Annotated in this window: 13 protein-coding genes; 9 read left to right on the top strand and 4 right to left on the bottom strand. The window is 73.1% G+C overall.

Translation table 11 applies throughout. The features are described from left to right. Positions 1 to 20 precede the first annotated feature (20 nt). Positions 21 to 581, top strand: a complete 561-nt coding sequence (locus MOJ79_RS02350; RefSeq protein WP_241922709.1) for a chalcone isomerase family protein — start codon at positions 21 to 23, stop codon at positions 579 to 581. 45 nt (positions 582 to 626) lie between these two features. Here the strand turns inward: MOJ79_RS02350 and MOJ79_RS02345 are convergent, their stop codons facing one another. After that, positions 627 to 1,634, bottom strand: coding sequence for an ATP-binding protein (locus MOJ79_RS02345; RefSeq protein ID WP_241922708.1), 1,008 nt, complete (start codon positions 1,632 to 1,634; stop codon positions 627 to 629). A 253-nt stretch (positions 1,635 to 1,887) separates the two neighbouring features. Here MOJ79_RS02345 and fba point away from each other — a divergent pair, with 253 nt between their 5' ends. The 4 genes from fba (at position 1,888) to MOJ79_RS02325 (ending at position 6,930) form a co-directional block, all read left to right on the top strand. Further along, positions 1,888 to 2,952, top strand: a complete 1,065-nt coding sequence (gene fba, locus MOJ79_RS02340; protein ID WP_241922707.1) for a class II fructose-bisphosphate aldolase — start codon at positions 1,888 to 1,890, stop codon at positions 2,950 to 2,952. A 67-nt stretch (positions 2,953 to 3,019) separates the two neighbouring features. After that, positions 3,020 to 4,891, top strand: coding sequence for an SEC-C metal-binding domain-containing protein (locus tag MOJ79_RS02335; RefSeq protein WP_241922706.1), 1,872 nt, complete (start codon positions 3,020 to 3,022; stop codon positions 4,889 to 4,891). A gap of 10 nt (positions 4,892 to 4,901) precedes the next feature. After that, entirely contained in the window at positions 4,902 to 5,819 is a 918-nt protein-coding gene (locus tag MOJ79_RS02330) for a phosphoribosylaminoimidazolesuccinocarboxamide synthase (protein WP_241922705.1), read from the top strand. A gap of 4 nt (positions 5,820 to 5,823) precedes the next feature. Beyond that, entirely contained in the window at positions 5,824 to 6,930 is a 1,107-nt protein-coding gene (locus tag MOJ79_RS02325; protein ID WP_241922704.1) for a hypothetical protein, read from the top strand. A 35-nt stretch (positions 6,931 to 6,965) separates the two neighbouring features. On the opposite strand, the gene MOJ79_RS02320 is transcribed toward MOJ79_RS02325, so the two are convergent. Then, positions 6,966 to 7,904 carry a tetratricopeptide repeat protein gene (locus MOJ79_RS02320; RefSeq protein WP_241922703.1) on the bottom strand — a complete coding sequence of 313 codons (939 nt, stop codon included), beginning with the start codon at positions 7,902 to 7,904 and terminating at the stop codon, positions 6,966 to 6,968. A 132-nt stretch (positions 7,905 to 8,036) separates the two neighbouring features. Between MOJ79_RS02320 and purE the strand changes: the two genes are divergently transcribed. Genes purE through MOJ79_RS02300 form a run of 4 tightly spaced genes read left to right on the top strand, consistent with a single transcriptional unit; the run spans position 8,037 to position 11,713 of the window. Next, a complete protein-coding gene (gene purE / locus MOJ79_RS02315; protein WP_241922759.1) occupies positions 8,037 to 8,507 on the top strand; it encodes a 5-(carboxyamino)imidazole ribonucleotide mutase in 471 nt (156 codons plus the stop codon). Then, the gene (locus MOJ79_RS02310) at positions 8,504 to 9,697 is read left to right on the top strand and encodes a 5-(carboxyamino)imidazole ribonucleotide synthase (RefSeq protein WP_241922702.1); all 1,194 of its coding nucleotides are present in this window, start codon (positions 8,504 to 8,506) and stop codon (positions 9,695 to 9,697) included. The genes purE and MOJ79_RS02310 overlap by 4 nt, the downstream gene beginning before the upstream one ends. Positions 9,698 to 9,715: 18 nt before the next feature. Beyond that, positions 9,716 to 10,690 carry an L-threonylcarbamoyladenylate synthase gene (locus tag MOJ79_RS02305; RefSeq protein WP_241922701.1) on the top strand — a complete coding sequence of 325 codons (975 nt, stop codon included), beginning with the start codon at positions 9,716 to 9,718 and terminating at the stop codon, positions 10,688 to 10,690. Positions 10,691 to 10,732: 42 nt separating this feature from the next. After that, positions 10,733 to 11,713, top strand: coding sequence for an SGNH/GDSL hydrolase family protein (locus MOJ79_RS02300; protein WP_241922700.1), 981 nt, complete (start codon positions 10,733 to 10,735; stop codon positions 11,711 to 11,713). A 15-nt stretch (positions 11,714 to 11,728) separates the two neighbouring features. Here MOJ79_RS02300 and MOJ79_RS02295 read toward each other — a convergent pair whose 3' ends face one another. Both MOJ79_RS02295 and MOJ79_RS02290 read right to left on the bottom strand, forming a co-directional pair. Then, positions 11,729 to 12,691 carry a PASTA domain-containing protein gene (locus tag MOJ79_RS02295; protein WP_241922699.1) on the bottom strand — a complete coding sequence of 321 codons (963 nt, stop codon included), beginning with the start codon at positions 12,689 to 12,691 and terminating at the stop codon, positions 11,729 to 11,731. Then, complete coding sequence (locus MOJ79_RS02290) at positions 12,684 to 14,510, bottom strand: hypothetical protein (protein WP_241922698.1); 1,827 nt, start codon at positions 14,508 to 14,510, stop codon at positions 12,684 to 12,686. Before MOJ79_RS02290 ends, MOJ79_RS02295 begins: the two co-directional genes overlap by 8 nt. Between the last annotated feature and the right edge of the window lie 62 nt (positions 14,511 to 14,572).

Raw genomic sequence — 14,572 nt, 5'->3', positions numbered from 1 at the left:
TCAGAACGAGGAGAAGACGCATGATGGGCAAGTGGAGCGTGGCGGCAGCGTCGGTGCTGATCGCCGCGTCGGCATGGGCACTCGAGGTCGGCGGGGTCCAGCTGCCCGAGCGCGCGACGCTGGCCGGCAAGGAACTGGTGCTCAACGGCGCGGGCGTGCGCACGCGACTGATGTTCAAGGTCTACGTCGCGTCGCTGTACCTGCCGGCCAAGGCGGGCGACCTCGCCGGCACGCTGGCGCAGAGCCCGCGCCGCGTGCAGCTCGACATGCTGCGCGACGTCGGCGCCGAGGACCTCGTCAACGCCCTCGTCGATGGCATGAAGGGCGCGAACGCGGCGCAGGACCTCGCCGCCGTCAAGCCGCAGACCGACCAGCTCGTCGCGCTGATGAAGACCATCGGCGAGGCCAAGAAGGGCGACGTCGTGACGATCGACTACGTCGATGGCGAGACGCGCGTCGGCCACAACGGCAAGGCGCTCGGCGCGATCGCCGGTGCGGCGTTCAACGACGCGCTGCTGCGCGTGTGGCTGTCGGACAAGCCGGTGCAGGCCGACCTGCGCAAGGCGATGCTGGGCGGCTGAGGGCGCTGCCTGCGGGCGGTCCTTTGACGGCCGGTCGGGCGCCGATCAGACGCACCCGAGCTGCGACGCGACGGCCGGCGTCGCGTTGACGCTGGCGATCTGCAGCGCGGGGCGCTGCGCCGGCAGCACGCGCCACAGCTCGTCGGCGAAGGCGGGTCCCACGTCGGTGATGCCGTCGAAGTCCAGCGTCGCCGACGCGAACTGCTCCAGCCGCCACGCGGCGCGCCGCGCCAGCGCGCGCGACTCGAGCACGCCGTCGGCGGCGAGCAGCCGCAGCGGCACGACGGTGTGGTCGATGCCGCCGCGCGTGCCGTCGCGGCTGGCGGCGCGCAGCACGCCGTCGAGCGTGCGCGTCGTGTCCAGCGCGATCGCGACGTAGACCGAGGTCCCCTGGCGCGGCAACGCGCGCGTGGCCTGCCAGCGGCCGTCGTCCCAGGCCAGACGGCGCCAGCCGCTGGCGTTGGCGTGCAGGTCGAACACGTCGGCCAGACGCGCCACGTGGTACAGGCCGCGGCCGCTGTGGCGCGACGGTTGCGTCGTCAGGCGGCCTTTGGCGAGCTCGAGCATCGCCTGTGCCGGGTCGTCGATCGCGAAGGCCTCGCGGATCGCGTCGAACGCGCCACGCCCGTCGTCGGACACCAGCAGCTGCACCTGCACCGGGGTCTGCCGCATCGACACCGTCACGGTGCTGCCGCCGCTGTGGTCGACGGCGTTGTTGACCAGTTCGGTGAACGCGTGCTGCACCATGCGCCTGACCGCCGGCGGCAGGTCGAAGCAAGGCGCGAAGTCGCGTGTCCACGCGCGCGCCTCGTCGAGGCCGTCGAGGGCGTAACGCTGCACGACCTGGCGCAGCGGCCCGGGCCGGTAGACGGGCCGCGAGCGGCTGCCGTCGCGCGCGAGCCAGCCCAGCGCGACGAGGCGCCCGAGCAGGCGTGCCGCGCCGGCGCGCCGTGCGCCGGTGCGCGTCGCGACGGCGGCGGCGAGGTCGCGCGGATGCTGCAGCGCCAGCGCGGTGATCCAGGTCGTGACGTCGTGCAGGTTCAGGCGGGCCATGGCAGTGCGGTCGCGCGCGTCCAGCGATGTCGGCAGTGTCGGCGCCGGCGCCGCGGCCCGACCCTCCGATCAGCGGTGGCATTGCCGCCCACTCGCGCCGATCGGCGGCCGCGCCCCCGCGCCCCGGGGGGCGTCGGGGCGCAGGCGCGGCGGCGCGGCGCCGCGCGTCGATACACTGCGCGCTGGCGTGCCGCCGCGCCCCCCGGCGCGCCGCCGGCCGCAGCGTCTTCCGCCACCACTTCGAGAGACCGCCATGCCCCTCGTTTCGATGCGCCAGCTGCTCGACCACGCCGCCGAGAACGGCTACGGCATTCCCGCGTTCAACGTCAACAACCTCGAGCAGGTGCAGGCGGTGATGACCGCCGCGGCCGAGGTCGGCGCGCCGGTGATCCTGCAGGCCAGCGCCGGTGCGCGCAAGTACGCCGGCGAGCCGTTCATCAAGCACCTGATCCAGGCCGCGATCGAGCAGTGGCCGCAGATCCCGCTGGTGATGCACCAGGACCACGGTCAGAGCCCCGACGTGTGCCGCGGCGCGATCGAGCTCGGCTTCTCGTCGGTGATGATGGACGGCAGCCTCGAGGCCGACGGCAAGACGGTGGCCAGCTACGACTACAACGTCGACGTGACGAAGAAGGTCGTCGAGATGGCGCACCGGCTCGGCGTCACCGTCGAGGGCGAGCTCGGCTGCCTCGGCTCGCTCGAGACGATGAAGGGCGACAAGGAGGACGGCCACGGCGCCGAGGGCACGATGACGCGCGAGCAGCTGCTCACCGACCCCGAGCAGGCGGCCGACTTCGTCAAGCGCACGCAGCTCGACGCACTGGCGATCGCGATCGGCACCAGCCACGGCGCGTACAAGTTCAGCCGCAAGCCCACCGGCGACATCCTCGCGATCGGCCGCATCAAGGAGATCCACCAGCGCATCCCGAACACGCACCTCGTGATGCACGGCAGCTCGAGCGTGCCGCAGGAGCTGCTCGAGCAGATCCGCCAGTACGGCGGCAAGATGAAGGAGACCTACGGCGTGCCGGTGGCCGAGATCCAGGAGGCGATCAAGTACGGCGTGCGCAAGATCAACATCGACACCGACATCCGCCTGGCGATGACCGGCGCGGTGCGCAAGTTCCTCGCCGAGAACCCCGACAAGTTCGACATGCGCGAGTGGATGAAGCCCGCGCGCGAAGCCGCGTACCGCGTCTGCAAGCAGCGCTACCTCGAGTTCGGCTGCGAAGGGCAGGCCGCCAAGATCAAGCCGGTGCCGCTGTCCGAGATGGCGCAGCGCTACGCCAGGGGCGAGCTCGCCCAGACCGTGGTCTGAGGCGGATGCTGGTACGCGAAGACCGGACCACGGCGCACGCCCTGGCCCGTCGCCGGCAGGGGTCTCGGTGAGCGACGATCATCGAAGCGCACCCGACGACGAGTTTTCGCAGTCGCTCGATCTGCTGATCCGCACGAGCGCGAACAAGCTCGTTGGCGACGCCGACCCGCAGGCCTACCTCGACTGGATCGCGCGCCACGGCGCGTCGATCGGCCCCGGCGTGCTGCCGCCGTCGATGCGCTGCGAAGCCCACGCGGTCGACGCGTCGCGGCTGATGCGCCTGATCGGTCACATGATCTATGCGGCGACGCCGCTGCCGCAGCACCGGTTCCAGCCCCGCCACCTGCCGCTGCCGGACCGCAACGACCCGTGCCTGTGCGGCTCGCTGCGCAAATTCAAGCAGTGCTGCGAGCCGATGATGGCGGCGTTGCCGAGGCTGTCCGAGGCGATGACGACGCCCGCCGTGCTCGACGCGATGGGCAAGAAGGCGTGGCGCGAGCTGCCGGCCTCGCGCATCGCGCCGCGCCTGGTCGACGAGGCCGCCGCGATGCTGCGCCACGAGCATCGGCTGGCCGACGCCGTCGCGCTGCTCGAGCCGTGGGCCGCGCAGCCGGGGCCCTACCCGGACGAATGGGCCGACCTGCTCGACCTGCTCGGCGACCTGTACGCCGACCTCGGCAAGCCGCGCAAGCGCAAGGCGCTGGCGCAGGCGATGATCGAGCGCGGCGGGCCGCTGGTACAGGCCAAGGGCTGGCAGCGCCTGGCGCTGATGGCCGCCGACGCCGGCAAGCCCGACGAGGCGCGCGCCGCGTTCACGAACGCGCAGCGGCTCGCGCCCGACGACCCCGCGCTCGCGCTGCTCGACGTCACGATGCTGCTGGGCCTCGGCGAGGCGGCGCAGGCGCGCGCGCGGGCGCAGTTCCACGTCCGCCGCCTCGAGCGGATGAACGCCGACGGCCGCCACGACGACCTGATCGCCGCGCTGCAGCGCCTCGGCGAGCAGGGTTTCGCCTATTTCGAGCACACGACGCTCGAGCACGACCCGCAACTCGGCCGGCTCGACGCGTGGCTGGCCGCGCTGCCGCCGCCGCAGCTGCGGCTGGACCTGCGCGACGCCAGCGCCGACGACCTCGGCGAACTGCGCCCGGCCAAGGCGCTCGACCGCGCGCTCGAGCGCTGGCACGCCGTGTTCGACGCCGGCGCGTCGACGCTGGTGGCGCTGCACGCCGACGGCGGCGACGCGTGGCGCGGCTTCGGCGAGTGGATGGCGCTGCTCGAGGCCCAGCCGGCGCTCGGCGACAGCTTCGAGGTGATCGACGGGCTGCTGCTCGCGCTCGAGGCGCGCCCGAGCCCGGCGTCGGCCGCCGTGTCTCGGCGTCTGCTCGAGCGGGGACTTGCGCTGTGGGCGCAGCTGCGCGAACGCTTTCCGCGCGCACGCTGCGAGTGGGGCGTGTGGTCGAACCGGCCGGCGCTGCGCGTGCTCGCGCAGCACGTCGTCGCCGACGACACGGCCACCGCCGAGCGCAGCTTCGACGCGCTGCGCCACCTCGTCGAGGTGCTGAACCCGAACGACAACCACGGCTTTCGCACGCGGCTGGCCGCCGTGCTGCTGCGCCGCGGCCTGCACGCCGACGCGCTCGCGCTCGCCGAGCGCTACCCCGACGACAGCGACGAGATGGCGCTCGCGCACGTGCTCGCGCTGTGGCACCTCGGGCGGCGTGGCGAGGCCACGTCGCTGCTGGCCGAGACGCTGCGCGCAAACCGCCACCTCGCGAAGGTCCTGCGCTCGACCGCGAAACCGAAGCCGCGCGAGAGCGCGTATGTCATGCTCGGCTCGCTGCAGGAGGCGCAGCTCGCGTACCGCGACCAGTTCGACCTCTGGCAGGAGCCCGCGCTGCGCGAGATGGTCGAGGGCGTGGTCCGTAGAATCAGTCGATGAGGTCGTTTCGATGACGAGCGCGCTGTTCGAATCGCACCTGCACTCGCTGCCGCTGGTCGCGCGCGGCAAGGTGCGCGACAACTACGCGGTCGGCACCGACCGGCTGCTGATGGTCGCCACCGACCGCCTGAGCGCGTTCGACGTCGTGATGGGTGAGCCGATCCCCGGCAAGGGCGAGCTGCTCACGCGCATGGCGCTGTTCTGGTTCGAGCGCCTCGCGCACGTGGTGCCGAACCACCTGACCGGCGACGACCCGACCTCCGTCGTCGCGCCCGACGAGGTCGAGCAGGTGCGCGGCCGCTCGATGCTCGTCAAGCGCCTGAAGCCGCTGCCGATCGAGGCGGTGGTGCGCGGCTACCTCGCCGGCTCGGGCTGGAAGGAGTACCGCGAGTCGGGCAGCGTGTGCGGCGTCGCGCTGCCGCCGGGGCTGCGCAACGCGCAGCAGCTGCCGCGGCCGATCTTCACGCCGGCGACCAAGGCCGAGGCCGGTGCGCACGACGAGAACATCACGTTCGCGCAGGCCGCCGGCATCGTCGGCGCCGAGCTCGCGGCGCGCGTGCGCGACGTGTCGATCGCGCTGTACACCGAGGCGGCGGCGTATGCGCTCGAGCGCGGCATCATCATCGCCGACACGAAGTTCGAGTTCGGCCTCGACGAGCACGGCACGCTGACGCTGATGGACGAGATCCTGACGCCCGACTCGTCGCGCTACTGGCCGGTCGAGAGCTACGCCGCGGCGCTCGAGCGCGGCGACAACCCGCCGAGCTTCGACAAGCAGTTCGTGCGCGACTGGCTCGAGTCGGTGCGCATCGACGGGCGGCCCTGGAACAAGAAGGCGCCGGCGCCGGCGCTGCCGGCCGAGGTGATCGCCGCCACCGCGGCCAAGTACCGCGAGGCGCTGAACCGGCTGCTGTCGCCGGCTTCCTGAGGCGATGGCGTCGCGGCTGCTGGCCCGGCTCGACGCCGCGATCGCCACGACGCGGCAACCGATCGAGCTGGCCTGCCTGCGGGCCGAGCGCGCCGCCTTCCTCGCGCGCCAGGGCAGGCTGGACGACGCGCGGCGCACGGTGGCCGACCTTCACGCACGCTTCGCGCTGCGTCCGCACCCGGCGGTCAGCGCGTGGACCGCACTCGCCGAGGGGATCTGCGACTACTTCGAGTCGATGGCGCCGCACGCACGCGACCGGCTGCAGCGCGCTCACGTGCTCAGCCGCGCCGCCGAACTGGCGCCGCTGCGCGTGCTGGCCGCCGCGTGGCTGGCGCACCTGGAGCTGATGGCCAGCGACATGACGCCGATGGCGGCCCACCTCGTCGAGGCGCTGCGCGACGCGGCGTCCGACCACCACGCGGCGCGCTGGCGCGCCTGTCTCGTCGCCGCGTCGGCGTACCACTACGCCGGCCGTGCCGACCGCGCACGTCCGTGGTACGACCTCGCCCGCCAGCACGCCGTGGCCGACGGCGACGAGGCGGCGCTGTCGTCGCTGATGTTCAACCGCGCGACGCTGCAGGCCAGCCAGGCGCGCATCGCGGCGGTGTTCGGCTGCGCCGACGCGGCCGACGCGGCGGCGCTGGCGCACGAGGCGCTGATGGGCGTCGAGTCGACGGCGTCTTTCGAGCACGGCATCGGCGGCGCGTCGCTGCCGTCGATGGTGCCCGTCGTGCGCGCGCAGCTGCTCGTCGACGAGGGGCGTTGCGCCGAGGCGCTGGCGCTGTACGAGCAGTGGTTCGAACGCGCGATGGCCGACGGCCAGGCGCGGCTGCGGGCGTATTTCCTCGCCGACATCGCGTGGTGCCGGCTGCAGCTCGGCCGCGAGGCCGCCGCGCGCGCCGATCTCGCGCAGTCGCTGCAGGCCGTGGCCGGCTGCGAGACGGACGACCGCGCGGTGGCCGCGGCGCGCATCGCGCAGGTCCTGGCTGCGCTCGGCAACGACGCGCAGGCCGCGGTGTGGCGCGGCCGCGCCGAACGCGACCTCGCGGCGCACCGCGCCGAGCAGCAGCGCCTGGCCGCGCTGCTCGACGACGCGCTGGCGGCCGTGTGACGCGCCGCCGCTGGCGTGCGGCTTGGCGCGTCAGGTCAGAACAGCGCCATGCTCAGCTTGCGCCGGTACTGGTCGACCACCGGGTCGACCGGCGCCGCGGCGGCCTTGCCGGTGACCTCGAGCGCGCCCTTGGCCTCGGGCGCGGTCTTGGCCAGCGGCTTGGTCATCAGCTGCAGGATCGCGACGTAGGTCTTGCGCGCGAGTTCGTCGCGCCAGCCCTTGTCGCGCATCACGATCTCGAGCAGTTCGTCCATCGCCTGCGTGAAGCGCCCGGCCGCGAAGTGCGTCTGCGCGAGCTCGAAGCGCGCGTCGAAGTCGCGCTTGTTGGCCGCGATCGCGGCGGCCAGCGCGTCGGTGCTGCGCACCTTCGGCGCCGCCTCGCACGCCTCGAGCCAGCGGCCCACCGCGTCGAAGCGCGCGTCCAGCGCCGCCTTTGCGGCCACCGGTTCGAACGCGGCGCGCGCCACCGCCACCTGACCGCGCTCGAGCAGCAGCTTGACGTAGTCGTAGCGCGCGTCGTCGTTGCCGGGGTCGATCGCCACCGCCTGCTGCAGCCGCGCGAGCGCGGCGTCGGTGTCGCCGCCGGCGGCCAGCGCCTCGGCGGCGGCGGTTTCGGCGTCGGCCTGCATCGCCTCGGCGGTGGGCACGTGGCGGTTGAGGAAGGCGCGCACCTGCGCCTCGGGCAGTGCGCCGACGAAGCCGTCGACCGGCTGTCCCTTGTCGAACAGCACGCAAAACGGGATCGAGCGCACGCCGAACGCCTGGCTCAGCTGGCCGGCGATCTCGGGCTGCTCGTCGCTGTTGAGCTTGGCCAGCTTGAAGCGTCCGCCGTAGTCCACCTCGAGCTTTTCGAGGATCGGCCCCAGCGTGCGGCAGGGCCCGCACCACGGCGCCCAGATGTCGAGCAGCACGGGCTGCTGCATCGAGGCCTGGATCAGGTCGGTTTCGAAGTTCTGCAGGGTGATGTCGATCATGATGAATCCTCGGGCACCGGCGTCGCGCGCGGCGCGCCGCCTACAATTCCGCGCTTTCCTGCATTGTGGAGCATCCCCGTGAGCGTCGCCCCTGAAAGCGTGCCGATAGGCTCGCCGCTGGTCGGCGTCGTGATGGGCTCGAAGAGCGACTGGGCGACGCTCGAGGCGGGCGCGAAGCTGCTCGCCGAATTCGGCGTGCCGCACGAGGTGCGGGTCGTCTCGGCGCACCGCATGCCCGACGACATGTTCGCCTACGCCGAGGCCGCGGCCACCCGCGGGCTGCGCGCGATCATCGCCGGCGCCGGCGGCGCGGCGCACCTGCCGGGCATGCTCGCGGCGAAGACGACGGTGCCGGTGCTCGGCGTGCCGGTGGCCAGCCGCCACCTGCAAGGCGTCGACTCGCTGTACTCGATCGTGCAGATGCCCAAGGGCATCCCGGTGGCCACCTTCGCGATCGGCGAGGCCGGCGCGGCCAACGCGGCGCTGTTCGCCGTCGCGCTGCTGGCCACCACTGATGCGGCGCTGCGTGCCCGGCTCGACGCCTTCCGCGCGCGCCAGACCGCCGATGCGCGCGCGATGACGGCGCAGCTGGGGCAGCCGTGAAGCGCGTCATCCTGCCCGGCAGCACCGGCCCCGACGGCCGCCCGGCGACGCTCGGCGTGATGGGCGGCGGCCAGCTCGGGCGCATGTTCGTGCAGGCGGCGCAGGCGATGGGTTACTTCACCGCGGTGCTCGACCCCGACCCGACGAGCCCGGCGGGGCTCGTCGCGCACTACCACGTGCAGTGCGGCTACCTCGACGAGCACGGCCTCGCGCAGCTGATGCAGCGCTGCGCGGCGATCACGACCGAGTTCGAGAACGTGCCCGCGCAGGCACTGCTGTCGCTGGGCGCGCACCGGCCGGTGTCGCCGGGCGCCGACGCCGTCGCGGTGTGCCAGCACCGCGCGGCCGAGAAGGCGCAGTTCGGCCGCGCCGGCGTCGCGTGCGCGCCATACGCCGTGATCGAGACCGACGCCGACCTCGCCGCCGTCGACGCGGCACTGCTGCCTGGCATCCTGAAGACCTCGACGCTGGGTTACGACGGCAAGGGCCAGGTGCGCGTGGCCACGCGCGAGGAACTCGCCGCCGCGTGGGCGTCGCTGAAGGGCGTGCCCTGCGTGCTCGAGAAGCGCCTGCCGCTGGCGGCCGAGGTCAGCGTGATCGTCGCGCGCGACGCGCACGGCCACACGGTGCACTTCCCGCTGCAGCGCAACTGGCACCGCGACGGCATCCTCGCCGTCACCGAAGTGCCGGCACGCGGACTGCCCGACGGCATCGCAGCGCGCGCGCTCGACGCCGCGCACGCGATCGCCGCGTCGATGGACTACGTCGGCGTGCTGTGCGTCGAGTTCTTCGTGCTCGACGACGGCGCGCTGGTGGCCAACGAGATGGCGCCGCGGCCGCACAACTCGGGCCACTACACGATCGACGCGTGCGACCAGTCGCAGTTCGATTTGCAGGTGCGCACGACGGCCGGGCTGCCGCTGGTGGCGCCGCGGCTGCACTCGCCGGCGGTGATGCTCAACCTGCTCGGCGACCTGTGGTTCGATGCCGCGGGCCAGGAACGCACGCCGCCGTGGGCCGACGTGCTCGCGCTGCCCGGCGTGCGCCTGCACCTGTACGGCAAGGCGTCGCCGCGGCGCGGGCGCAAGATGGGGCACCTGACGGTGACGGCGGCCGACGCCGACGCCGCGCGCGACGTCGCGCAGCAGGCCGCCGCGCGGCTCGGGCTGCCGCCGCTGCAGGCGCTCTGACGGCCCCGCCCCACCGCGATGCCGCTGCTCGACGCGCGCGATCCGGCGGCCGTGGCCGAGGCGGCGCGTCGCCTCGCTGCCGGCGAACTGGTTGCGTTTCCGACCGAGACCGTCTACGGGCTCGGTGCACGCGCCGACGACGACACGGCGGTCGCGCGCATCTTCGCCGCCAAGGGCCGGCCGGCGGACCACCCGCTGATCGTCCACGTCGCCGACGCGGCGGCGGCCGCGCGCTTCGCGGCCAGGCTCGAGCCGCTCGCGCAGCGGCTGATTGCCGCGTTCTGGCCCGGGCCGCTGACGCTGATCGTGCCGCGCGCCGACGGCGTTGCACGCGCCGCCGCCGGCAGGCAGGACAGCATCGGGCTGCGCTGCCCGTCGCACCCGGTGGCGCACGCGCTGCTCGCGGCCGCGGCGCGGCTCGGCGTGCCCGGCGTCGCGGCGCCGAGCGCGAACCGCTTCGGTCGCGTGAGCCCGACGACGGCCGCGCACGTCGTCGCCGAGTTCGGCGCAGCGCTCGCCGTGCTCGACGGCGGCGCGTGCCCGGTGGGCATCGAGTCGGCGATCGTCGACGTCACGCGCGGCGTGCCGGTGCTGCTGCGTCCGGGCGTGCTGACGCGCGAGCGGCTCGAGGCCGCCACCGGCCAGCCGCTGGCCGCGCCCGACGCGCGCGCCCCGCGCGCCAGCGGCACGCTGGCGTCGCACTACGCGCCGGCGGCACGCGTGCGCCTGTTCGACGCCGAGTCGCTGCGCGCGGCGCTGGCCGCACCGCCGGCCGGTGTGCGCGTGGCGGTATATTCGCGCGCGCCGGTGGCGGCGGGTGGCGTCGCGCTGCAGCGCCGCATGCCCGACGACGCCGAGGCGGCAGCGCGCGAACTGTTCGCGACGCTGCGCGAACTCGACGCCGCCGGCGTCGAGCAGATCTGGGTCGAGCGGCCGCCCGCGACTCCTGCATGGGAAGGCGTGCGCGACCGGCTGCAGCGCGCCGCCGCCTGAACGCCCGACCCGCCCGCGACTGTCCCCGATGGAGCCCGCATGATGTCCAGCGCACCCGCGCCTGCCCGCCCAACCGCCCGCCGCGCGTGGCACTGGTTCGCCGCCCTCGCCACCGCGTGGCTCGTCGCGGGCTGCGGCGGCAGCCAAGTGCAGGAGTTCGACGCGCAGCGTCTGTTCGTGTTCGGCGACGAGATGAGCGCGATCAATGCCGACGGCGCGAACGGGCGCAAGTACACGATCAACGGCTTGACCAGCGCTAGCGAGCGCGACTGCCGGCTGAACCCGATCTGGGTGCAGTCGGTCGCGTCGCAGGTCGGTCTCGTGTTCGCCGAGTGCAACCCCAATGCGGTTACGCCCGCCGCGTTCATGCGCGCCGCCGCCGGCGCGCGCGTCGCCGACGTGACGGCCGCACTGGCGGCCTATGCGGGCGAGCGGGCTGCGCGCGACCTCGTCACGGTCGCGGTTGGCCTGCACGACGTGCTCGATGTCTACGCAACGTACAACGGCAGCAACGAGGCCGCGCTCGCCGCCGATCTCGAGTCCCGCGGCGAGGCGCTGGCCACTGCGATCAACGGCGTCGTGCGCCTGGGCGGCCCCGTCGTGCTCGTCACGACCGTGATCGACGTCGGCAAGACGCCGTATGCACGCGCCGAAGAGGCCGCCTTCGCCGGCCGTGCGGCACTGCTGACGCGGCTCTCGCAGGCCTTCAACAGCGGGCTGCGGCTGGGCATCGTCAACGACGGTCGCGTGATCGGCCTCGTCGACGCGTTCGAGCAGGTGCAGGCGATGGTCAGCACGCCGTCGAGCTACGGTCTGACCAACGTCACGGGTGTCGCGTGCAACAACGCCGCGACATGGCCGAACACGTCGCCGGCCACGCTGCTCGACTGCACCAGCGCGACGCTCGTCAGCGGCGCGACGAACGATGGCTGGCTGTGGGCCGACCTGCTGCGCCTCGCGCCGCGCGGTCAGGCGCGGCTGGGCAGCGTCGCGCTCAGCCGCCTGAGCAACAACCCATTCTGAGTCACGCGTCGCTGTTCACCGCGAGCGACGTGTTCCGCCCCGACGGGCCGTTTCATCGCGGTCTAGGTGCGGCCACACCCAAAGCAGGGTCAGCAGTGCGAGGGTCGCGCCGATCGCGGCTTCGGCCGAGATCGCGATCGACGTCTCGGTGACGATCCCGGGCACTGGGATTTCGATCGTCTCTTTGCGCAGGACCGCCAGATCGATGCGGCAGTCGTCGCGTGTCGTCGTGGCCATGTAGACCGCCGGTGAGGCGAACGCGGCGGTGACGTCGCCGGAAATGCCCGTCGCATCGCCGCCGCACGCCGCGACTTCGAGCGTGCCGATGCGCACCGTGTGGCCACGCCAGCCAAACCCGCACAGCGAACGGTGTGCGGCGCTGACCCCGAGCCCTTCGAGCGGTGGCAACGGGTAGCGCGGGCGCAGCACGACTTCGACGGCGCGTCGGCGGTCGATCAGCGGTTCGCCAGCCAGGGGCCACTGCCGTTCGACGGCGAGATCGTGCTCGTCCGTGCCACAGCGCTGCTCAGGCTCGTCGAGCGCGACGCCGGCGTCGCGCGCGACGGCCCGGGCGACGTGCAGGGGCAGCCCTTCGAGCGGTGGTGCGGTGCCGCTCGAGACGTAGAGTGTGACGCGCTGGCCGGGGCACACCGCGCCACCGGCATGCGGGTTGGTGCCCGCGACGAAGCCGCGGGCGAGGCCGGATGGACGCACGATCTGGAGGGGGTCGCCGAAGCCGGCACGCTTTAGCCGCTCGACCGCATCGTCGACGTGCCGCCCGACGAGCGGCTCCAGCGGGCGGCAGCAGGGCGTGCAGCCGGCTTCGGTGTCCGCGCAGACTCGGCACTGGGCAGGGGGGGCGGCCGCCGCCAGCACGGACGACGATTGCGCGGCGACCATTGCCTGCGACGCGCCGATCCACACCGCGATCGCCGCCAGCGCCCGCAGGCCAACCCGGCCGACCCGGCGTTCAACCATCGCTCGCGTGCCCGTCGGGCCGCGGCCCGGTGCCGCGACGGTTCGTGATCTTCGACAGCAGCTCATACCAGAACGAGGCGCCCAGCGACACGGCCACAGCCATCAGCAGCCAGCCGACCACGCTGACAAAGATGTCGCTGGTATTGCCGAGCACTGCACGGTGGTTGCCGAGCGAGGGCAGGCGGCTCCACAGGTCGTGCAGTTTGGCGTCGGCCCGCCGGGCCCCCTCCAGCGCGGGTTCGAGCCGATCGGCGAGGCGTTGCGCTTGCGTGCGGTGCGCACCCGGTGCGCCGGCGTTGGCGCTGTCGCGCAGGATGGCGCGCGCAGCGCCGCCGAGTTCGGGATCCCAGATCACCATGCGGTGGCTCCAGAGCGTGTCGTAGAGATCGGAAGGGTTCTTGGTGAATGGCTCCATCAATTCGCTGCAAGCGGCGACGTTGCGAGGATCGCCGTCGCGGGCCCTGATTTGGCTGGCGACGAGCGCCGCATCGGTCGGCCGCGTCGCCCCGACGTACGCCCGGCACAGGCTGGCGAGGAAGGCATTCGCCATCCGATCCTGGGGCGACAGTGAACCCGTCAGTGCCGACAGTGCCAAACCCGCATAGCCCGGTGCGGTGACGAGCAGCGGTGCCATTTCGAGCGCCAGCGCCTTCAAGTGCCCGTTGCCGTTGCCATCGGGCTCGCCGGTGGCCACGCGCTGCGCTCGATCGCGCCACCCGCGGCTGTCGGCGGCACGCACGAACAGCGCTTGCTGGGCCAGCGTCACCCGCTCCGGGCCGCCGTCGGCGATCTGGTCGCCGAGCGTGGCCACGGCCTTGCGCAGCGCGGGGTCGGCGCCGAGGTCGCGCGCGAGCCAGATCGGGTTGATGTTGAACGCCACGGCGAGCGAGAAGCCGCACACGCCCAGCGCCATCGTCGTGTGGCGCTTGAACCAGCCGGTGGCCCGGTCCATGACGTCGCGGTACCAGTTGGCGACGGCGGTGTGCAGCGCCTTGGGGTCGATGGTCGCTTCGACCATCGGCAGCAAGGCCTCGCGCAGCGGCGTCGGCAGCGGTGCATGGCGGACCACTTCGCTCGCCTGCCAGTCGATGTGTGCTTGCGGCATTTGCGTCACTGGGGTATGACTCAGTGCGCGGGCCACGAGCACCCACAGCGTGGCGGCGTCGGGTGGCGGATTGCCCCAGGCGTGGTTCGCCCGCAACTCGTCGACGACGCGGCCGAGCGCGTCGGCGAGCCGTGCCGTGGTGGGTGATCCCGGCCTTTGTGCGAGCAAGATCCGGCGCAGTCCGCATAGCCGCAGCCACGTGCGGCCTTCAGCGGCCCATTCGCACACGGCCTGTAGCGGGTCGGTCGCATTGCGGAGTCGCTCGTCGAGCGCGTGTGGCCGTCTGCGCAGACCTTGCAAGGCATGGCGAAAAAGCGCTGAATTTTTCAGTGCCGGGTGCAGTTCCGCGAGCCGCGCCAGCAGCACGGTCGCGAAGGTCTCGGCCGGGATGTACGACGGCGCGGTCGAGCGGCCGCTGCGCCTCAGCGCCGGCTTGCGCAGCGACACGATCAGTGGATGCGACAGCAGCGCCAGCGGGTCGACGGTCGGGGAGCCTTCCAAGCTGCCGGCTCGCGACCGCAGCAGCCAGCCGTCGACGAAACGCAGCCTGTCGGTGCCGATCACCATCTCGCAGACGAAGCGCTGCAGCGCCTTCGCGCGCAGGTTCAGCATCGTCGACCAGAACGTCTCGACGAGGAACGAGCACACGCTGGCGGCGAGCCAGAACAGCACGACCAGTCCGATGACGATTTCGAGCAGCGCCGACATGCTCATGCGCACCTCCCCATCACGGGCTCGGCAATGGGCTGGATGCAGAAGACCTGCCCGGTGCCGCC

Source organism: Calidifontimicrobium sp. SYSU G02091, assembly GCF_022631395.1.
Lineage (GTDB): Bacteria > Pseudomonadota > Gammaproteobacteria > Burkholderiales > Burkholderiaceae_C > Calidifontimicrobium > Calidifontimicrobium sediminis.
Note: the sequence above shows the minus strand (reverse complement) of the source record. Positions and strands in the feature narration are given on the sequence as shown.